The 20,217-nt window shown below is 65.9% G+C and carries 21 protein-coding genes; 6 read left to right on the forward strand and 15 right to left on the reverse strand.

Annotated elements, in window-relative coordinates:
- Nucleotides 1-38 precede the first annotated feature (38 nt).
- A complete protein-coding gene (locus C4S70_RS10325; RefSeq protein ID WP_104008024.1) occupies nt 39-572 on the reverse strand; it encodes a DUF6446 family protein in 534 nt (177 codons plus the stop codon).
- Nucleotides 569-1,498: a glycine--tRNA ligase subunit alpha gene (locus C4S70_RS10330; RefSeq protein ID WP_104008084.1), complete on the reverse strand. Its 930-nt coding sequence runs from the start codon at nt 1,496-1,498 to the stop codon at nt 569-571. The genes C4S70_RS10325 and C4S70_RS10330 overlap by 4 nt, the downstream gene beginning before the upstream one ends.
- A 207-nt stretch (nt 1,499-1,705) precedes the next feature.
- Between C4S70_RS10330 and C4S70_RS10335 the strand changes: the two genes are divergently transcribed.
- On the forward strand, nt 1,706-3,418 hold the full coding sequence (locus tag C4S70_RS10335) for a serine protease (RefSeq protein ID WP_327315371.1): 1,713 nt from the start codon (nt 1,706-1,708) through the stop codon (nt 3,416-3,418).
- 182 nt (nt 3,419-3,600) lie between these two features.
- On the opposite strand, the gene C4S70_RS10340 is transcribed toward C4S70_RS10335, so the two are convergent.
- The 10 genes from C4S70_RS10340 to sfsA all read right to left on the reverse strand — a co-directional run bounded on the left by C4S70_RS10340 (nt 3,601) and on the right by sfsA (nt 12,418).
- Nucleotides 3,601-5,151, reverse strand: a complete 1,551-nt coding sequence (locus C4S70_RS10340) for a 5-guanidino-2-oxopentanoate decarboxylase (RefSeq protein ID WP_235003802.1) — start codon at nt 5,149-5,151, stop codon at nt 3,601-3,603.
- Between the two features lie 56 nt (nt 5,152-5,207).
- Complete coding sequence (locus C4S70_RS10345) at nt 5,208-6,656, reverse strand: TrkH family potassium uptake protein (RefSeq protein ID WP_104008026.1); 1,449 nt, start codon at nt 6,654-6,656, stop codon at nt 5,208-5,210.
- Nucleotides 6,657-6,738: 82 nt separating this feature from the next.
- On the reverse strand, nt 6,739-7,326 hold the full coding sequence (locus C4S70_RS18640; protein WP_160114867.1) for a histone: 588 nt from the start codon (nt 7,324-7,326) through the stop codon (nt 6,739-6,741).
- A 146-nt stretch (nt 7,327-7,472) separates the two neighbouring features.
- Nucleotides 7,473-8,576: a GTP cyclohydrolase FolE2 gene (gene folE2 / locus C4S70_RS10355; protein WP_104008086.1), complete on the reverse strand. Its 1,104-nt coding sequence runs from the start codon at nt 8,574-8,576 to the stop codon at nt 7,473-7,475.
- A 596-nt stretch (nt 8,577-9,172) separates the two neighbouring features.
- Nucleotides 9,173-9,988, reverse strand: a complete 816-nt coding sequence (map, locus tag C4S70_RS10360) for a type I methionyl aminopeptidase (RefSeq protein WP_104008027.1) — start codon at nt 9,986-9,988, stop codon at nt 9,173-9,175.
- Between the two features lie 69 nt (nt 9,989-10,057).
- Nucleotides 10,058-10,342, reverse strand: a complete 285-nt coding sequence (locus C4S70_RS19100; protein ID WP_146064194.1) for a helix-turn-helix domain-containing protein — start codon at nt 10,340-10,342, stop codon at nt 10,058-10,060.
- Nucleotides 10,299-10,562, reverse strand: coding sequence for a hypothetical protein (locus tag C4S70_RS19105; protein ID WP_160114868.1), 264 nt, complete (start codon nt 10,560-10,562; stop codon nt 10,299-10,301). Before C4S70_RS19105 ends, C4S70_RS19100 begins: the two co-directional genes overlap by 44 nt.
- 49 nt (nt 10,563-10,611) lie before the next feature.
- Nucleotides 10,612-11,103, reverse strand: coding sequence for a cytochrome b/b6 domain-containing protein (locus C4S70_RS10370; RefSeq protein WP_268807783.1), 492 nt, complete (start codon nt 11,101-11,103; stop codon nt 10,612-10,614).
- 98 nt (nt 11,104-11,201) lie between these two features.
- On the reverse strand, nt 11,202-11,462 hold the full coding sequence (locus C4S70_RS10375; protein ID WP_104008087.1) for a PepSY domain-containing protein: 261 nt from the start codon (nt 11,460-11,462) through the stop codon (nt 11,202-11,204).
- A gap of 248 nt (nt 11,463-11,710) precedes the next feature.
- The gene (sfsA, locus tag C4S70_RS10380; protein WP_104008028.1) at nt 11,711-12,418 is read right to left on the reverse strand and encodes a DNA/RNA nuclease SfsA; all 708 of its coding nucleotides are present in this window, start codon (nt 12,416-12,418) and stop codon (nt 11,711-11,713) included.
- A 59-nt stretch (nt 12,419-12,477) separates the two neighbouring features.
- Between sfsA and C4S70_RS10385 the strand changes: the two genes are divergently transcribed.
- Genes C4S70_RS10385 through C4S70_RS10400 form a run of 4 tightly spaced genes read left to right on the forward strand, consistent with a single transcriptional unit; the run spans nt 12,478 to nt 15,034 of the window.
- A complete protein-coding gene (locus C4S70_RS10385; protein WP_104008029.1) occupies nt 12,478-13,215 on the forward strand; it encodes a competence/damage-inducible protein A in 738 nt (245 codons plus the stop codon).
- Nucleotides 13,212-13,940: a GNAT family N-acetyltransferase gene (locus tag C4S70_RS10390; protein ID WP_235003791.1), complete on the forward strand. Its 729-nt coding sequence runs from the start codon at nt 13,212-13,214 to the stop codon at nt 13,938-13,940. The genes C4S70_RS10385 and C4S70_RS10390 overlap by 4 nt, the downstream gene beginning before the upstream one ends.
- Nucleotides 13,941-13,943: 3 nt before the next feature.
- Nucleotides 13,944-14,516, forward strand: coding sequence for a peroxidase-related enzyme (locus tag C4S70_RS10395; protein WP_104008030.1), 573 nt, complete (start codon nt 13,944-13,946; stop codon nt 14,514-14,516).
- Between the two features lie 8 nt (nt 14,517-14,524).
- On the forward strand, nt 14,525-15,034 hold the full coding sequence (locus tag C4S70_RS10400; protein WP_146064196.1) for a hypothetical protein: 510 nt from the start codon (nt 14,525-14,527) through the stop codon (nt 15,032-15,034).
- A 271-nt stretch (nt 15,035-15,305) separates the two neighbouring features.
- Here C4S70_RS10400 and C4S70_RS10405 read toward each other — a convergent pair whose 3' ends face one another.
- From C4S70_RS10405 to C4S70_RS10415, 3 genes are all read right to left on the reverse strand, one after another.
- Complete coding sequence (locus C4S70_RS10405; RefSeq protein WP_104008032.1) at nt 15,306-16,211, reverse strand: LysR family transcriptional regulator; 906 nt, start codon at nt 16,209-16,211, stop codon at nt 15,306-15,308.
- Between the two features lie 131 nt (nt 16,212-16,342).
- On the reverse strand, nt 16,343-17,254 hold the full coding sequence (locus tag C4S70_RS10410) for an AEC family transporter (protein ID WP_200822750.1): 912 nt from the start codon (nt 17,252-17,254) through the stop codon (nt 16,343-16,345).
- 80 nt (nt 17,255-17,334) lie between these two features.
- Complete coding sequence (locus C4S70_RS10415; RefSeq protein ID WP_104008033.1) at nt 17,335-19,362, reverse strand: NADPH-dependent 2,4-dienoyl-CoA reductase; 2,028 nt, start codon at nt 19,360-19,362, stop codon at nt 17,335-17,337.
- 325 nt (nt 19,363-19,687) lie between these two features.
- On the opposite strand from C4S70_RS10415, the gene C4S70_RS10420 reads away from it, so the two are divergent.
- On the forward strand, nt 19,688-20,182 hold the full coding sequence (locus C4S70_RS10420) for an RNA pyrophosphohydrolase (RefSeq protein WP_104008034.1): 495 nt from the start codon (nt 19,688-19,690) through the stop codon (nt 20,180-20,182).
- The last annotated feature ends 35 nt before the right edge of the window (nt 20,183-20,217 follow it).

Genomic DNA, 20,217 nt, shown 5'->3' on the forward strand with positions numbered 1-20,217 from the left:
TTCGGCAGATCGGCAACCCGCCATCGGGACGGTGCGGTTCATTCGGCGGCCTTTCCCGGCCGCGGCGGGCAGGCCTCGCCCACCGGCGTGCCGTCCCAGGCCTTGCGGCCGCAATCGTTCGGTTCGTTCCAGGCCCAGCCGCGCCCGTCCTCGGCGATGGCGACCACCCGGTCCACGCCGTAATGGATGTTCTTCTGCCCCAGGTAAAGCCGGACCGATCCGTCCCTGAGCCCCGCGTCGATGGTCTCTTCCTCGAAACAGTCGAACCAGTCCGGCGCCACGCGCGGCTCTTTCGGCGGCAATTCCACGAAGCGGCCCCCGAGCGCCGCCGGGTCCTCGGACAGGGTGAAACAGGCGCGGTAGCGGATCGGCGAGCTGTCGGCGTCGATGGCGCGGAAATCGGCATAGGCGACAGGCTCGGGCTGGCCGGTGGCGACCGACACCATCTTTACGTCCTGCCCCGGTCGCGGGGTCACGTCGTAATAATATCCATAGACCTGCATGTAATACATCCCGACCCCGAACAGGGCGGACAGGACCACCAGTCCGATGGCGATGACCTTGCCGCTCATTCGCTCCAGCCGCCCGCGGGGGTCTGGACGAAGGCATCGGCGCATTGCTTGGCCAGCGCCCGCACCCGGCCGATATAGGCCTGCCGTTCGGTGACCGAGATCACCCCGCGCGCGTCCAGAAGGTTGAAGATGTGGCTGGCCTTGATGCACTGGTCATAGGCGGGATGGGCCATGATGATCCGCTTGCCGGTCTTGGGGTCTATGGCGGGCTGGGACAGGATCGCCAGACATTCCTGCTCGGCCTCTTCGAAATGGCGCAGCAGCATGTCCGTATCGGCCACGTCGAAGTTCCAGCGCGCGTATTCCTCTTCGGTCTGGCGGAACACGTCGCCATAGGTCAGCGGGATCGGCGCGTCGGGATCGTTGAACGGCATGTCCATCACATGCTCGATGCCCAGCACATACATCGCCAGCCGTTCGAGCCCATAGGTCAACTCGCCCGAAACGGGTCGGCAGTCATGCCCACCGACCTGCTGGAAATAGGTGAACTGGCTGACCTCCATGCCGTCGCACCAGACCTCCCAGCCCAGCCCCCAGGCGCCCAGCGTGGGGCTTTCCCAGTCGTCCTCGACGAAACGGATGTCGTGCAGGTTCATGTCGATGCCGATCGCCTGGAGCGATCCCAGATACAGATCCTGCAGATCCGGCGGGCTGGGCTTGATGAGCACCTGATACTGGTAATAGTGCTGCAGCCGGTTGGGGTTTTCGCCATAGCGCCCGTCGGTGGGCCGGCGCGAGGGCTGCACATAGGCCGCCGCCCAGGGCGCGGTCCCGAGGCTGCGCAGCGTGGTCGCGGGGTGGAAGGTGCCGGCGCCCACCTCCATGTCATAGGGCTGCAGGACGGCGCAGCCCTTGTCGGCCCAGTAATTCTGAAGCCGCAGGATGATCTCCTGGAAAGAGCGCGGCGCGCTGGTCGTGTCGGTCATCATTCACCCCTTGTTGCGGCCCCGGATCCTGCACCCGGAGAGGCCCACGCGAATGCGTGCCTTTCCTATGCAAGCGCCGGTGCGGGGTCAACGGCGCAAATCCCCGCCCCGAAGGGGAATTACGGCGTGGAATTCGATGCGCAAACCTGCTTTATCCTTGGTGAACATTTCCAGCGCCAGAGGCAAGAAGTCGATATGAAGAGTGCATTGACCACGTTTTTTATGCTGATCTGGATCATGCTGCGTCCGGCGGCCGCGCAGCAGGCCACTTGGATCCAGATCGAGGCGCAACCCAGCCTGCGCGCCGCGCAGGATCGCGCGCGGTATTTCTCCGAACGGCTCGAGGACGTGCACGGATTTGCGCTGGGCGGGGGCTGGTATGGCATCATGGTCGGCCCCTACAGCCGCGCCGATGCCGAACGCGCGCTGCGCCTCTACAAGGCCGAGGGCCGCATTCCGGGCGATTCCTTTCTGTATCAGGGCGCTGCGCTGGGGGCGCAATTCTGGCCGGTTGGCAGGACACCGGCCACGGCACGGGCCGCGACACCGACCCCCGCCGCGACCTCAACCCCACAACCGCAGGCCACCGCCCTGCCCAACGAAACCCCGGCGCAGGCGCGGCGCAGCGAACGACTGTTGAGCGCGCAGGAGCGGCGTGCGTTGCAGATCGCGCTCAGGGCGGCGGGGTTCTACAACTCGACCATCGACGGCGTGTTCGGACGCGGCACGCGGGCGGCGATGGCCGACTGGCAGGCGGCGCGGGGGTATGAACCCACAGGCATCCTGACCACGGCCCAGCGCAAGGCGCTGATGGACGAATACAACGCGCCGCTGATTTCGGTGGGGATGCAGCGCGTGCTGGACCCGCAGGCGGGGATCGAGATCGCGATGCCGACCAGGGAGGTGAAGTTTTCCCGCTATGAACCGCCTTTTGCCCATTATGAGAGCGCGGGCGATCTGGGCGTGCGGCTGATCCTCATCAGCCAGCCGGGCGATCGGGCGACCCTCTATGGTCTGTATGACATCCTGCAGACGCTGAAGATCGTGCCGCTGGAGGGTGAGCGCAAGCGTGGCAAGACCGATTTCGTGATCGAGGGGCGCGGCAATGGCATCGTCACCCATGCCGAGGCCAGCCTGAAGGACGGGCAGGTAAAGGGATTCATCCTGGTCTGGCCGCAAGGCGACGAGGATAGGCGCGCCCGCGTTCTGGCCGAGATGAAGGCGAGCTTCACCCGAACGGAGGCGGTTCTGGACCCGGCCGCGGGGGGCGACGCCGAACAGCATGTCGATCTGGTCTCGGGCCTGGAGCTACGCAAGCCGCGCCTGTCGCGGTCGGGTTTCTTCGTGGACGAAAAGGGCACGGTCGTGACCACCGCCGAGGCGGTGCAGGGCTGCACCCGCGTGACGATCGCCGAGGACTACCCCACCCGCGTGGCGGCGGTGGATGCCGCGCTGGGCGTGGCGGTTCTGACCCCCGAGGAACCGCTGGCGCCCTCCGTCGTGGCCCGGTTCCGCGCCGGCACGCCACGGCTGCAATCCGAGGTCGCGGTGGCCGGATATTCCTATGAGGGTGCGCTCGGCGCGCCCTCGCTGACATGGGGGAAGCTGGCCGACATCTCGGGCCTGAATGGCGAGCGCGAGCTTGACCGCCTGGCACTGGCCGCGCTGCCCGGAGATGCGGGCGGGCCGGTCATGGACACAGGCGGCAACGTGATCGGCATGCTGCTGCCCGACCCCGGCGGCGCGCGGACGTTGCCGAAACGGGTGAGCCTTGCCGCCGATGCGCAGGCGATCCGGGAGGTACTGGATGCAGCGGGCCTCAGTCCCGCAGACGCGGAGCTGGCTGCCGGAGAGCTTTCGCCGGACGCGCTGGCGCGCCGGGCTGACCGGATGACCGTTCTGATCAGCTGCTGGAAGTGAGGCGAGCGAGCGAAGTCGCTGCCTTTTGCGCTCTGACGGAAGACGTCAGTCCGGTTTCGGATTGGCTGCGCCAATCCGACCGATGCGGGGGGCTTTGCCCCCCGCGCCCCCCAGAGTATTTGGGGCAAGATGAAGGGAACGGGCAGCATGCCCGGCCCCGACCGCCCGCAAATGCGTTGGTGTCACGCCGCGGCAAGCCCGGGGGTGAGCCGGATCAGCGTCGGCCGATCGGCGGCGAAGGCCGCGCGGACCGTTTCCTGCATCTCCGTCAATGTGGCCGGGGCGGCGGCGTTGGCACCGTAGGCCCGGGCCAGCGTGCAGAAATCCGGGTTGTGCGCAATCACCGCGTTGGGGGCGATCTGCGCGGCGACCATGCTGTCCTCGATCTCGCCCAGCTTGCCATTGTCCCACAGGATGATCGGCAGCGGCAGCCCAAGTTCGACCGCCGCGCCCAGTTCCTGAAGGGTAAACTGAAAGCCGTAGTCGCCGGCGATGGCCATGGTCGGCAGGCCGGCCGCGTGCCGCGCCACCGCGCCGCCGATCGCCGCCGGCAGCGCATAGCCCAGCGTGCCGAATCCGGTCGGGTGGTGCCAGTGGCCGGGGCGGTCCATGTCCCAGACCTCCTTGGCGACATAGGCGAACTGGGTCATGTCGGAATAGATCATCGTGCCTTCGGGCGTGCAGGCGCGCAGGGCATCGCAGACCGGCACGATGCCGGGGCGTTCGGCATCCGACTCGGCCCGCCAGCGGGCACGGGCGGTGGTGGCCTCCTGCGCCGTCCAGCCGGTGGCGGGCGACGCATCGGCGGTGGCCCGGTCGAGCGCGCGCAGGAAATCGCCCGCATCCGCGAGCAGCCGCAAATCGGCCCGGTGGCGGTCGGAAAGAACCTGGGGGTCGATGTCCACCCGCACCAGGGGCGCGGTGTGGCCCAGGCGGTCGCGCCAGAGGTCCACCTCGGCCAGTTCGGTGCCCACGGCAATCACGAGATCGGCGCTGGCGACGATCTCGGCGCTGGCCGGGCGTGGCAGGGTGGCGCCGAAGTTCAGCGGATGATCCGGACCGACGATCCCGCGCCCGGCATAGGTTTCGAACACCGCCGCCCCGAGGCGGTTGAGCAGCGCACGCCATCCGGGCTGCCGCGCGCCGCCGCCCAGGATGAAGAGCGGACGGCGGGCGCAGGCCAGCCGCGCGGCCAGATCGCCCAGATCCAGCGCAGCGGGCATGCGCCGGGCCGGTTCACCGCGCGCGGGCGCGGGCGGGGCGTCGGCCTCCAGCAGACGGATCGGCACCTGGATGTGGCGCGGGCGCGGGCGGGCGGTGGCGAATTCGTCCAGCGCCCGGTCGATCAGGGCATAGGCGGCCCGAGCATCAGGCGCCTGTTCGGACCATTCGCAGACGGTTGCGGCGGCGGCGCGCTGGTCGCGCATCTGGTGCAACTGCCCGCGCAGGGACACCGCATCGTCAAGACAGGACGAGATCACCAGCATCGGCACCGAATCCGAATACGCCTGCCCCATCGGCGTCATGATGTTGCACAGACCGGGGCCGGTGATGACATAGGCCACGCCCGGTTTGCCGGTCGCGCGGGCATAGCCGTCGGCCATGAACCCCGCACCCTGTTCGTGACGCGCCAGCACATGGGTCAGACCGGCCTCTTCGATGCCGCGATACATTTCCTGATTGTGCACGCCGGGGATGCCGAAGATGACCTCGACCCCGCGAGCCTTCAGCATGTGGGAAATCTGCGCCCCCAGCGGACGAACCGCCTGCGCGCCTTCGGATCTGGTCATCAGGCCCTCCAGAATCTTGCCGTGAAAATCGCATAGACCGACAGCACCTCGAGCCGCCCGATCAGCATCGCCGCGGACAAGAGCCACTTGGCCATCGGGTTCAGCCCCGCGAAATTGCCCGCTGGCCCGATCTGATCGCCCAAACCGGGGCCGATATTGGCCAGCGCCGTGGCCGCGCCCGACACCGACGTGATGAAATCCAGTCCCGTCAGCGCCAGCGCCACCGAGAACACCCCCAGCGACACCACGAAGAACAGAAAGAACGCCATCACCGAACTGAGCACGTCCGGCGTCACCGGACGCCCCTGGTAATTGACCGGAAACACGCCGTGCGGATTGCGGATCCGCTTCATCTGCACCCGGATCGAGGAAAACAGCAGCTGATAGCGGAAGATCTTGACCGAACAGGCGGTCGAACCCGCGCAGCCGCCAATCAGCCCGATGAAAAAGAACAGCGCGATCAGGAAGCTGCCCCAGCCCATGTAGTCCACGCTGGCATAGCCGGTGCCGGTCAGGATCGACACGATGTTGAACAGCGCCTCGCGGAAGGCCTGTTCCCAGTGATGCGGAAAGATCCGGGTCAGCACGAAGGCGGTCAGCACCACCAGCACGAGGATCGTCAGAAGGAAGGCGCGCACCTGCGTGTCCCGGAACAGCGCCCCTGTATTGCCGTTGACCATCTGCACATAGCGGACGAAGGGCAGCGCGGCGAGAATCATGAAGACCGACGCCGCATATTCCGGCGCGCCCGAAAAGGTGCCGAAGGAGGCGTCGTAATTGGCGAACCCGCCGGTGGACACGGTGGTGAGAGCATGCACGATCGCGTCGAAAGGTTTCATGCCCAGGCCCAGATAGGTCAGCGTGCAGGCAATGGTCAGCCCGATATAGATGGTCGAGATCTGCGCCGAGATCTGAGCCGCGCGGGGCAGGATCTTGCCCATCGTATCAAAGGCCTCGGTGCGAAATATCTGCATGCCGCCGACGCGCAGTTCGGGCAGGAACACCATCGCCACGACGATGATGCCGATGCCGCCCAGCCATTGCAGGATGCCGCGCCACAGCAGGATGCCGCTGGGCAGATCGTCCAACCCCGAGATCACGGTCGAGCCGGTGGTGGTCAGGCCCGACATCGCCTCGAAGAAGGCATCGGTCAGGGACAGTTCGGTCGCGCCCAGCATCAGCGGCAGCGCTCCGAACAGCGGCAGCGCCGCCCAGACGATGGTGGCGATCAGAAAGGTCTGCTGAAGCGTGAGCCGGTCGCGCACCCCGTTGGCGCAGCTCAGCGCGACGAGGCTGCCGATCAGCACCGTGATCGTGCCGCTTTCCAGAAAGACCGGCCAGTGGCCGTTTCCCTCGACGAGGTCGGCCAGCAAGGGCAGGCTCATGGTCGCGCCAAGGATGGCGACCAGCAGGCCGATCACGTATCCGACGGGGCGCAGGTCCAGCATGGCCCGCAGGGTTGGCGGGTCCGGGCCGGACTGTCAAGCAGCCCGGACCAGCCGCGCCGAGGTTTCCGGCGGCAACGCCGGGTCAGCCGCGCGAGCCCTTGTCGGGCGCCGGCATCGAGGGCGGCGGCGACGGTGCGCGCTTGCGACGAGGCGAGGGATCGGGCGCGGACTTGGGCTCCGGTTCGGCTTTGGACCTGGGGTTCGGCATCGCCGCTTGGGTCGCGGGCTTGGGATCGGGTTTGGCGGCTGACTTGGGCGCGGGCTTCGAATCGGCCTTGACCGCGGATTTCGGCGCGGGTTTCTCCGCAGCGCCGGCCGTGTTGGTGGCAGATTTCACTGCGGCCTGCCGCGGCTTGGGCGCCGGTTTCGAATCGGCGGTAGTGGGTGTCGCGGCCGCCTTGCGCGCGGCGCTGGCTGGAACGGCTTTCTTCGCTGCGGGCTGGTCCGCCGAAACTTTCGGCACGCTCTTGCGCTTGCACGCACGCGGTTTCGCCTTCGTCGGCGCGGGAGGCACAGGGCGCGCCACGCTCCAGACCGCGAGGGCGGCCTTCTGCATCTGCAAGGTCGCCTCGGTCATGGACTGCGCAAGTTCCATCTGCGCAGCCAACGCCTCGCCCGCCACGCGGATTGCCGCCGCCTGCAACTCCATCGGATTCGGGAACGGTGTCATGTCCTGTCACTCCTGTTCAGGGTCAGGGCGACTCCGGATCGACGCGGGACGGCGAGCGGAGTCGCGTCTCATCCCGATCATAACGCGAATCTTTCGCGATTGCAGAACAATTTGCCGCAGCGCAGCGATTCCGTGCGAATTCCGGCTCAGCCGACGTGGAACAGCGTGGAAAACAGGCGCGGATCCAGGCTCGTCGCGGCGAAGGTCTCGCCCTCGGTCAGGATGCTGACCGCATCGTGGCTGTGCAGGCTCTCCTGATGGCTGGCGACGATACGGAAATCGCCGATGCGCGGATCGGCCCGCAACTGTTCGCAGAACAGGCGCGCCGCGTCCTCGACGAAGATCGGGTTGGCGGCGTTCAGCTCGGCAAAGGCCTGCTCGTCTTCGCGCTTGACCATGACCTGGGTTTCGGTCGGCACCGCGCGGCGGGACAGTTCGATCAGATCCTCGAACCACAGGCAGGGACCGTCGCAATTCACCTGGACGGATATCCGCGCCACCGACCGCTGCGAATGCGGCGTGGCCAGCTGACCGCGCTGCGATCGGGCATGTTCGCTGAGTTCCAGCGAACAGGGACAGGTCGAGGAATAGACATAGTCGAGATGCATGAACTTCTGCCGCACCCCGCCCATGTCCACCAGCTCCAGCGCGATGTCGTAATACTGATAGCCCGACAGCCCCGACCGCAGGCTTTCCACCTTCATCGGGAAGGAAAACCGCATCATGATCCGGGCGTCGAAACTGTCCAGATCGGTCATGTAGTCGTCCAGCGCGTGTTCCATCACCTCGAAGCTGAACGTGCGCTCGGCATGGCGATAGAAGCTGCGCATGATCCGCGACATGTTGATGCCCTTCTTTTCGGCGTCGAGGCTCACGGTGCCGGTCACGCTGGTCTCCAGCGTCACGTCGCCGTTGTCGCGGGTGTGGAACCGGATCGGCAGGCGGAAATTCGAGATCCCCACATGCTCGATATGCTGCTTGGCGCCTCGGATCAGGCTGGAGGGCCCGTTCTGCAGATCGGGCAGCGTGGCCTTGTAGGCGTGATCGGCATCGAATTCATGCGGATAGTCGCGCGACAGATCCGGATAGTTCGACACCGCGCGCCCCGGCAGAAGGCGCGCGATGGCCGGATCGAGATTGGAGATCTCGGTCGGCGAAGCCGTCGCGGCCCATGTCCGCAACAGGTCGAGCGCCGCCGCGGCCGCTTCCTGATCTGGCGTCTTTTCGATGTCGCGGGTCTGAAGGTTCATGCGCGTTTCCCCCTGATCGCAGGTTCGGACCTCAAGATATGCTCGCAGCCCCGCAGTTTCCAACATTTTGTTCAAGATTACGCCTCCGGGTGCGAACCGACTCAGATTTCACCGGCCATCGCCAGAGACGCCCCGCCCGAAACGTCCCGCGCTTCGTTCCGGTTGAAAATGCCCCCAGTCCGTTGGTGATGTGGCGGCGAGCCGTGGGCGCGGGTGGCGTTCGAGTCCACCGGCGGTCATGACGCGCTGCTGTGTGCAGCGCCGACGCGGGCCGGCAACGCATCGCCGGGGCTGCAAACCGCTGCGCGATGCGCTTTCCATGTCGGCGTTCTCGGCCGCCTGCCATGACCCCGGCGTGCGAGCCTTCTCCGAAAGGCGCGGGGCCGGGGGCAAGGCCCCAGGCAGACCATCATCGCCGCCGCGCGAAAGCTGCTGCGCGTCCTGAACGCAATGATCCGGGAAAACAGACCGTATCACTGGGCCTGTGGAACGCACTTGCCGAAGAGGTGGGGGGCTTGCCCTCCCATATTGGCGGGAATGCTAATAACCGCGCCCCGCGCCGGTCGGATTTGCGCAGCCGATCCGAAGCGCCGGCCTCACACCTTGTAGGTCGGGTGGAATCTGCCCGCCGGCGACAGAGTGAAGATCTCGAACCCGTCCGCGGTCACGCCGATGGAATGTTCGAACTGCGCCGACAGCGACTTGTCGCGGGTCACCGCGGTCCAGTCATCAGCCAGGATCTTGGTCTCGGGACGGCCCAGGTTCACCATTGGCTCGATGGTGAAGAACATCCCTTCCTCCAGCACCGGCCCGGTGCCGGGGCGGCCGTAATGCAGCACGTTGGGCGGTGCGTGGAACACCTGCCCCAGCCCGTGCCCGCAGAAATCGCGCACCACGCTCATCCGGTGCGCCTCGACGAAGGACTGGATGGCGTGACCGATATCGCCGAAGGTATTGCCCGGCTTCACCATCTCGATCCCCTTGAACAGCGCGTCATGGGTGACTTGGATCAGCCGCTCGGCCTTGCGCGACAGCTTTCCCGCCACATACATCCGGCTTGTGTCGCCATACCAGCCATCCACGATCACCGTGACGTCGATATTCAGGATATCGCCGTCCTTCAGCACCTTGGGCCCCGGAATTCCGTGGCAGACCACATGATTGACCGAAATGCAGCTGGCGTGCTGATAGCCCTTGTAGCCGATCGTGGCCGAGGTCGCGCCCGCCTCTTCGATCATCCGCGTGATGATCCGGTCGATCTCGGCCGTGGTCTGGCCCGGAAAGACATGGGGGATGATGTCGTCCAGTATCTTTGCCGCAACCTGACCGGCCTTGCGCATGCCCGCGAAATCCGCGGGTTCATGGATACGGATGCCGTCGCGGGTCACGCGACCATTCTTTGACTTGCGCACGTTCCGGCCTCGCTCGATCGGTTCAACGGCCCTTATTTAGGCCCGCCGGCCGACAAAGGCCAGAGGGCTTCATTCCGCCGCGGCCCGTTCCTGGCGGGGGGCATCCTGCAGCTTGCCCCCCATCAGGCTTTCGATCAACACGCTCATGACCTCGGCCTTGTTGCGTGTGCCGGATTTTCGATAGATCGCATGCAGATGAGCCTTGACCGTGCCCTCGGCATTGCCGCGCAGCTCGGCAATCTCGGCGGTCGAGAACCCCTTGACCAGAAAGGTCGCCACATCCCGCTCTGCCGCAGTCAGGCCCCAGTCGTCAAAATGCGCCTCGATCACGTCGTGCACGGCGGCACTGGCCATGTCCAGGCTGTTCTCCAGATGCGCCTTGCGCCGCAACAGACGAAGGACGAAGAAGGTAACTGATTTCGAACATCACCGAAACGGCCAGCGTGACCGCTGCAAATGCCTCGACATACAGGTGCGGGTCGGTCGGCGTCATGCTGCCGGTGTCCCCGAAATCGCGGAACAGGTCCACCACGAAGAACGCGGCGCAGAAGATCTGCGCCGGTATCAAAAGCATCAGGGCAATCGGTCTGCCCGAGTTCCGATCCATCAAGGCCAAGGCCCACCTATGCCTGTGCGCCGGGGAGCGTCTTTGCCCCCGTCACCATCGCACGCGGCAGATTAACCCCTGTGCGCCGGCTTTCATAAATCACGGCGGCAATGTGTAGCACCACCGAAATCTCGGCCCAGGTCACGAACATTTCGTGCAGCTCCTCGAGCCATTCCACGCCCCAGAACATGTCGGTGGTCATCAGCCAGCCGGTCAGGCCGATCAGCAGAAGCGTCACGATCAGGTTGTAGATCATGAGCGCCCCCAGCGGCGTATGCCCCAGATGGATCCGCCGTCCCGTAGCGATGTCGCTGATCTGCTCCATCGCGGCGGACAGGCTGGGCCGAAAGCTGCTGAACCGGGCGTAACGGGTGCCGATCAGACCCCAGACGATGCGAATCGCCACCAGGGCGATCACGAAATAACCGATCCACAGATGCAGCTTGCTTTCCTCGTCGATCACCAACGCATTTGCCGCAAAGGCGGCCACCAGCGACCAATGAAACAGGCGGACGACCGGGTTTCAGACCTTGACCTTTCGCGTCATCAACATCTCCTTTTGACAAGTCCCAGTGCCCGGCGGCACCGGAACCCTGCTGGCGTTCGTCAGTCATCGACCTTGGTCTTGACCACCTCCAGATTGGAGTCGAAGTAAATCTCCATCTTCTTGCCATCCTTCATGGCATAGGCTTCGTAATAGCCATCCTCGGCCTTGACCCGGCGCACATCATGGCCCTCGGCCTGAAGCTTCGATTTGATCTGCGAGGCGATTTCCTGGGGAACGGCATCATCGCTGGAGGCCAGGGCCGAGCTTGCCGGCAGAGCGATCGAAAGAGCCAGAGCGAAGGCGGTTGCGGTCTTGAACATGGGTTTCTCCATTCCCTGGGTTGCGTTCGGTTTCATGTATCGTTCGTTCGGTGCGTCGGCCGGGCACGTTGCCTGGGCTTGGGGGATGATGGCCTGGCGCCCGCCGACACCGACCGATCTGCCCATGATCGGCTGTCCACACCATTGACCACAGGTTTGCATCGGCCGGCATCGGCTGGCCGTTTAGGGCCCTAAACCTTTGGTTTAGGCGACAAGTCGCTCAAGATTTTTCTTTTTTGGTCAACGCATTAAGGAATTGCGACCGGCAATGGTGCGCGCGGCTCGATTCCCTTGGGCGAAATATCGCAACCCAGCGCCAGAACCTCGACACCCGCCGCGCGCGCCTGTCGCAGCGCCTCGGCATAGGCGGGATCGATATCCTCGGCGACGCCCACCCGAAGGGAATCGGTCCGCTGCACGAGATAGAGCACCACCGCCCGGTGGCCGGCCCGCGCCATTTCCGCCAGTTCCGCCATGTGCCGCGCCCCGCGCGCGGTCACGCTGTCGGGAAACTCCGCAAGCCTTGGCTCGCGGGAAAGCGTCACGCTCTTGACCTCGACATAGGCATCCGGCAGCCCCGGTTCGCTCAGCAGGAAATCGATCCGGCTGCCCCGGCCATAGGCAACCTCGGCGCGCACCGTGCCATAGTCGGCCAGCGCGGCCACCTGTCGCGCCTGCAGCGCCGCGCGCAGGGCGCGGTTGGGCACCGAGGTATCGACCCCGGTGAAATGGCCGTTCTCGTGATCCACCAGCCGCCAGCCGAATTTCAGCTTTTTCCGTGGGTCGTCATTGGGTTCCAGCCAAATCCTGATGCCCGGGTCGGCGAGCCCCGTCATCGAGCCCGGATTGGCGCAATGGGCCGTGACCTCGCGCCCATCCTCCAGCCGGCAATCGGCCAGGAACCTCTTGTAGCGGCGGATCAGGCGGGCGGGGACGAGAGGGGTTTGAAAGCGCATGAATCCCGGCCTATACCTGCCACCAGGCCCGCGCAAGGCCGGGCCGGAAGGAGGCAGACATGGCCAGTTCGACGGCGGCCAATCCAACTGCGGCAATGCTGGTGATCGGGGACGAAATCCTGTCGGGCCGCACCCGCGACGCCAACATGCACCACCTCGCGGGCGAGCTGACCCGGCATGGGATCGACCTGAAAGAGGCGCGCTTCGTGGCCGATGACCACGACGCGATCATTGCCGCAGTGCGTGCCCTTTCAAAGGCTTACGACCATGTCTTCACCAGCGGCGGGATCGGCCCCACCCATGACGACATCACCGCCGAGGCGGTCGCCGCCGCCTTTGATACCCCGATCGGCGTGCGCGACGACGCCCGCGCGATTCTCGAGGCGCATTACCGGCAGACAGGGATGGAGCTGAACGAGGCCCGCCTGCGCATGGCACGGATCCCCGAAGGGGCAGAGTTGATCGAGAACCCCGTTTCCGCCGCGCCGGGCTTTACCTTGGGCAATGTTCATGTGATGGCCGGGGTGCCGGCGATTTTCATCAGCATGCTCGCCGGGCTGCTGCCGCGAATTTCGGGAGGCGCGCCGCTTGTCTCGCAGAGCCTGCGGGTAATGCGCGGCGAAGGCGAGATCGCCGGGCCGCTCGCACGGCTGGCGGCGGATTTTCCGGATCTTTCGATCGGCAGCTACCCGTTCCAGAAGGATGGCGCATTCGGCACCAATATCGTGATCCGCGGGCAGGACGGCGCGCGGGTGGACGCCGCCATGCTGCGGCTGGCAGAAGAGATGAAGGCGTGACATTCGACGACCGGACCCTGACCGCGCTGATCGACGGAACCTGGCCCGCGGCCGGCTATCGCGATCTTGGCCCCTTCACCCTGCGCGAGGGGCGCGGCGGCGGCAGCCGGGTGTCGGCGGCCACAGCCAATGGCCCGGCGACCGAGGCCGAGATCGGCGCAGCCGAGGCCGCCATGCGGGACTGGGGGCAGACCCCGATCTTCATGATCCGGCCCGGCGACGCGGCGCTTGACGCGCAGCTTGCGGCGCGCGGATACGAGGTTTTCGATCCGGTGAACGCCTGGGCCTGCCCGGTGGAACGGCTCATGGACCGGCAGATCCCCCGCGTGATGATCTTTTCCGTCTGGGAGCCGCTGGCGATCCAGCGCGAGATCTGGGCCCAGGGCGGGATCGGCCCGGCCCGGCTGGCCGTGATGCACCGGGCGCGGGGGCCGAAGACCGCGCTTCTGGCCCGGTTCCGCGACAAGCCCGGCGGCGCGGCCTTCGTTGCCGTCCATGACGGCGTGGTGATGTTGCACGCGCTGGAAATCCTGCCGCACCAGCGCAAACAGGGGCTGGGGCAGTGGATGATGCGCGGCGCCGCCTTCTGGGCCGCCGAACAGGGGGCGCACACGCTGGCGGTGGTCTGCACCAAGGCCAATACCGGCGCCAATGCGCTCTATCGCTCGCTCGGGATGGATACCGTGGGGGCCTATCACTATCGCCGTCCGAGACAGGAGACCTGACCCATGACCGACCACCGACCGCCAACCGCGCTGAACCTGCCGATGGTGGACCCGCTGCCCGAGGCCACGCGGAAATATTTCGACATCTGCCAGGACAAGCTCGGCATGGTGCCGAACGTGCTGAAGGCCTATGCCTTTGATATCGACAAGCTGAATGCCTTCACGGCGATGTACAACGACCTGATGCTGGGCGACAGCGGGCTGTCCAAGCTGGAACGCGAGATGATCGCGGTGGTGGTGTCGTCGATCAACAAGTGTTTTTACTGCCTTGTCGCCCATGGCGCGGCGGTGCGGCAGCTGTCGGGCGATCCGATGCTGGGCGAGATGATGGTGATGAACTGGCGCGTGGCGGATCTGGATCCCCGACAGCGGGCGATGCTCGAATTCACCGAGAAGCTGACCAAGGCCAGCGCCACCATCGAGGAAGCCGACCGTCAGGCGCTGCGCGACGTGGGCTTTTCCGACCGCGACATCTGGGACATCGCAAGCGTGGCGGGGTTCTTCAACATGACCAACCGCGTGGCCAGCGCCACGGCCATGTGGCCCAACGAAGAGTATCACGCACAGGCCAGATGACGGGTCGGATGACAGGTGGGACGACGCAGGCAGTTGCCCTTTGCGCCCTGCTAGCCGCCGCGCCTCTGGGTGCGGTGGAACTGCCTCTGCCGGAGGGCGCTGCGCCCGTCTTTTCGGAAAACCGCGCGCTCGACAGCTATGGCCTGCCCGTGGCCCCGTTCGATGGCGGAGCCGTTCCCGTGCTGACGTTCGAGGGGCGCGTGACGCGCCGGGCCTGGCGTCTTGATGCCGGCGCGGGCAGTCTCGAGGTTCTGGCACCCATTCGGGCGGCTCTGATGGCGGACGGCTATGACATCGTTCTGGACTGCGCCGACCGCGACTGCGGCGGGTTCCAGTTCCGGTTCGGCATCGAGGTGCTGCCCGCCCCGGACATGTACGTGAACCTGCGAGATTTCAGGTTCCTGTCCGCCATCCGCGGTGACGGCGAAGCGACGGGCGTGCTGGTCAGCGCCAGCCCGACGGCGATCTACGTTCAGCAGGTGGACGTGACGGCCGAGGCGGCGTCCGGGCACCCGTGATGCAGGGCGTCGCAGCCGGTGCGGGGTTGGATGGTTCGGCAGCTCGGAACCGATGGTTTCGGATCGGCTGTGCCGATCCGACTGATGCGGGGGGCTCTGCCCCCCGCACCCCCCGGAGTATTTGGGGGCAAGATGAAGATTGAAGGGCGCGGTGTCCGGGTCAGCCATCCGGGGCGATGCTCTGCCAAAAAAAGCCCCGCGTGGGCGGCGCGGGGCAGTCGGGTTGCCAAGGGAAGCAACGAGTCGATCATTCAACCGGCAAACGGGCGTGCTACCAGTCCTTCGGCCCCTTGTCAGCGAAGGTCTGGGCAAGAAAGTCGATGAAAGCGCGCACCTTGGGCTGGGTGAACCGCCCCGGCGGATAGACCGCGTAGATGCCCTGCGTTTCCACCGGCAGCGAGGGCATTGCGTCCTCGACGAGGCCTTCGGCCATCGCCTTGTGGTAGATGTAGCTGGGCAGATAGGCGATCCCCAGCCCCGAGATGGCCGCGTTCAGCAACGACTGGCCATCGTTCACCGTGAGCCAGCCGGTGGTGCGCACCTGGCGCTTTTCGCCCGACGGCGCCGTGAGTTTCCAGACCGCGCTGCTGGACTGGTTGGCATAGTGCAGCAGCTTGTGCTCGTTCAGATCGTCGATCCTTTGCGGGCGGCCGTATTTCTGGAGATAGCCGGGGCTGGCCACCAGGCGTTTTTCGGTTTCGGTCAGCTTGCGGGCGCGCAGCGAGCTGTCCTCGAGTTCGCCGATCCGCAGGGCCATGTCGAAGCCTTCGGAGATGAGTTCGACATAGCGGTTGTTCAGAACCATGTTGATCGTGATGTCGGGAAATTCCGAGAGGAACTCCCCCAGCACCGGCGACAGGTGCATGACCCCGAAATCGGTCGCCACGCTGATGCGCAAGAGCCCCGAGGGCGCCGACTGCATCGCCGTGACCAGCGCGTCGGCCTCGCCCGCGTCGTTCAGCACCCGGCGGGCGCGATCGTAATAGGCCAGCCCGATCTCGGTCGGGCTGACGCGGCGCGTGGTGCGGTTCAGAAGCCGCGCGCCCAGCCGCGCCTCGAGGTTAGAGACGTGTTTGGAGACGGCCGATTTGGAGATGCCCATCTTCTTGGCCGCGTCCGTGAAGCCACCCTGATCCACCACATTGGCGAAGGCTTCCATTTCGGTCAGACGGTCCATGCTCGTAACCCCAGTTGCGATTGCTCTGTCGGCGTTTATCCGCCGCAAAAGGGGCAGGATCGGGGCACCCTTGGGATAATATCGCGGATTTGTCGGGGATCGTTTATGGCAGAGAAACGAACCATCGGCGGTCAGAATCCCAGTTCGGTTGCGAGAATCCACAATGGCAGCGTTGCGGCGCTGAGCAGCGTGGATTGTGCGATCAGGGTCGCCACCAGTTCCCGATCCGCGCCGAAGGCCGAGGCCAGCACATGGGCGGCCGAGGCCGTGGGCAGAGCGGCGAACAGAACCAGCACCGAAGCCAGCGCCGGATCCACCCCAAAGCCAAGGCTTGCGGCGAAGGTCAGCGCGGGCAGGGCCACCAGCTTGGTCGCGCAGATATAGGCGTCGAAGCGGGTGAGCCGCGCCAGCGCCCCCCAGTTCATCGTCGCCCCGATCGAGATCAGCGCCACCGGGATCGCTGCCTGAGCCAGCATCTTCAGCGGCGCCATCACCGGATCGGGCAGGTGAAGGCCGGACAACCCTACGGCGACGCCCGCGAGGCTGGCCAGCAGAAAGGGGTTCAGAACCACCTTGAGAACGGTCTGGCGCAGGCCGAGACTGCCACCCCGCGACAGCGCCGTGATGGCAAAGAGGTTTGCCACCGGAACCGCCATGCCGACCGCCACCGACAGGATGCCCGGATTGCCCCGGCTGAGCGTGCCCAGCGCGACGAAGCCCACCGCCGTGTTGAACCGCCACGCGGTCTGCCACGCGCCGGCAAAGTCCAGAAACCGGGCAGGCCCAAATCGCCGCGCGCCCCAGCCGATCGCCAGCCCCGCCAGCAGGATCGTCCAGACCGCCGGGCCGATCCGCGCGATGTCCGCCACCGCGATCGGGCGGGACGAGGCGGCGACGAACAACAGCGCCGGGAACAGGATCTCGAAGTTGAGCCGATCCAGACCCTGCCAGGCGTTCCCCGACAACCGATTCCGCACTGCCCCGCCCAGGGCGACCATCAGAAAGCTGGGCAGAAGCCCCAGAAGAATCGTGATAAATACCATTTTCGTCCCCCGGGCATGAGGCTAAGCATGGCCGGGGAACGTGGCAAGACCCCAGCGGCGGCCTTGCCCCCAATGGTTGATTACAGGGCGGCGGCCAGCCGCGTGCCCTGATTGATCGCGCGCTTGGCGTCCAGTTCCGCGGCCACGTCCGCGCCGCCGATCACGTGCGGTTTGATCCCGCGCGATTCCAGCTCATCGGCCAGCGAGCGTTCCGATTCCTGTCCCGCGCACAGCACGATTGTATCGGCCCCGATGACGGTGGGGTTCTCGCGCGTCTCGCCGAACGAGATGTGCAGTCCGTCGTCGTCGATGCGTTCGTAATTGACCCCGCCCAACATCTTGACGCCTTTCATCCGCAGTTCGGTCCGGTGGATCCAGCCGGTGGTCTTGCCCAGCCGCTTGCCCAGCGCCTCGGCCTTGCGCTGCAAGAGCGTGACCTCATGCGCGGGCTGGCCCGGCTGCGGTCCCTCCGGCGCCAGGCCGCCCCGGTTTTCGGCCGGGTCGGTAACGCCCCATTCGCGCATCCATTCCGGCAGGTCCAGCGTGGGCGAGTGGCCCTCGTTCACCAGATATTCGGAGACGTCGAAGCCGATGCCGCCCGCCCCGATCACCGCCACCCGGCGGCCGACCGGCTTTTTCTCGCGCAGAACGTCGATATAGGTCAGGACATTGGGCCGGTCCTCGCCCGGGATCTTCGGGTCGCGCGGGTTGACGCCGGTGGCAATCACCACCTCGTCGAACCCGGTCAGGTCGTCGGCGCCGACCTCGCGGCCCAGTTCGAGCTGGACGCCCAGATCGTCCAGCATGGTGCGATACCAATCCACCAGGCCCCAGAACTCTTCCTTGCCGGGCACCTGCTTGGCCATGTTCAGCTGGCCGCCGATCTCATGGGCCTTGTCGAACAGCGTGACCTTGTGCCCCCGCTCGGCCGCGGTCAGCGCCGCCGAGAGCCCTGCCGGGCCCGCGCCGACCACGGCGACGGTCTTGGGCTGCGTTGCCTTTTCGATCACCAGTTCGGTCTCGTTGCAGGCGCGCGGGTTCACCAGACAGGTGGTCAGCTTGCCGCTGAAGGTATGATCCAGACAGGCCTGGTTGCAGGCGATGCAGGGGGCGATCCGGTCGGCCTGCCCCGCCGCGGCCTTGGCCACGAAATGCGCGTCCGCCAGCATCGGCCGGGCCATCGACACCATGTCGGCGCAGCCTTCGGCCAGCACCTGTTCGGCAACTTCCGGCGTGTTGATCCGGTTCGAGGTGACGAGCGGGATGCCCACCTTGCCCATCAGCTTTTTCGTCACCCAGGCAAAGGCCCGGCGCGGCACGCTTGTGGCGATGGTGGGAATGCGCGCCTCGTGCCAGCCGATGCCGGTGTTGATGATGGTGGCGCCGGCCGTTTCGATCGCCTGCGCCAGCTGCACCACCTCATCGAATGTGGACCCGTTCGGCACGAGGTCGATCATCGAAAGGCGGTAGATGATGATGAAATCCTCGCCCACGGCCTCGCGCACCCGCCGGACGATCTCGATCGGCAGGCGCATCCGGTTTTCGTAGGGCCCGCCCCAGCGGTCCGTTCGCTTGTTGGTGTGGGTCACCAGGAACTGGTTGATGAAGTAGCCCTCGGAGCCCATGATCTCGACCCCGTCATAGCCGGCCTGCTGCGCCAGAACGGCGGCATTGACGATGTCGCTGATCTGTTTCTCGATCCCTTCTTCGTCCAATTCCTTAGGGGTAAAGGGCGAAATGGGCGACTTGATCGCCGAGGGCGCGACGCATTCGGGCGAATAGGCATATCGCCCGGCATGCAGGATCTGCATGGCGATCTTGCCGCCCGCGTCATGCACCCGCTGCGTGATCACCGAATGGTTGGCCACGTCTTGGTCGTTCATCATCCCCGCCGCCCCGGGCAGAACGCCGCCTTCGCGGTTGGGGGCGATGCCGCCGGTGACCATCAGCGCCACCCCGCCGCGGGCGCGTTCGGCGTAGAATTCGGCCACGCGGTTCCAGTCGCCGGTTTCCTCGAGCCCGGTATGCATCGACCCCATCAGCACGCGGTTCTTCAGCGTGGTAAAGCCCAGATCCAGCGGGGCCAGAAGATGCGGATAGTCGGTCATGAGAAAACTCCCCTCTCTTTCGCCGCAGAGGATTGCCGCGCGGCGCGGGCATTGTCACGTCAAACGCCGCGTCATGGCGAATGGACGGGACCGGTCGCCAGGGAGGCTGTTTCCTTGGAGCGTGGAAGGGGTGGGTTCGGATCGCTTTCGCGATCCGACGGTGGCGAGGGGGCGCTGCCCCCTCGCGCTCCCCCGGAGTATTTTCGGCAAGATGAAGACAAGGAGTCGATCCGACCGGGCCTTTTCCGCCGGCCTCGGCCGCGCGGGCAGTTCCCTTGGGGGGCGTCATCCTCTAGACAGGCGTCGCAACTGCAAGGAGGCTGCCATGACACCCGAGGAAATCGCCGCCCTGCCCTATCGACGCAATGTCGGCATCATGCTCGTCAATCGCGACGGGAATGTTTTCGTCGGCCAGCGCCGCGACAGGTTCGAGGAGGCCTGGCAGATGCCCCAAGGCGGGATCGATGACGGCGAAAACCCCCGCACCGCCGCCCTGCGGGAGTTGGAGGAGGAGATCGGGGTCCGCCCGGATCTGGTGGAGGTCGTCGCCGAAACTTCCGACTGGCTGCCCTACGACCTGCCCCATGACATCGTGCCGCAGATCTGGAAGGGGCGCTATCGCGGACAGGAGCAGAAATGGTTCCTGATGCGATTTCTCGGCTCTGACGATCAGATCGACATCGAGACGGAACATCCGGAGTTCAGCCGCTGGCGCTGGTCGGCCCCGGACCAGTTGCTTGACCGGATCGTGGCGTTCAAGCGTGAAGTCTATGCCCGGGTGCTGAAAGAATTCGCGCCCTATCTGCATGAGCGAGGATGAGTGGCGCCCCGGGCGGGTTGGATTCCCCCCCGGTT

This window comes from Jhaorihella thermophila, assembly GCF_900108275.1.
Classification (GTDB): domain Bacteria; phylum Pseudomonadota; class Alphaproteobacteria; order Rhodobacterales; family Rhodobacteraceae; genus Jhaorihella; species Jhaorihella thermophila.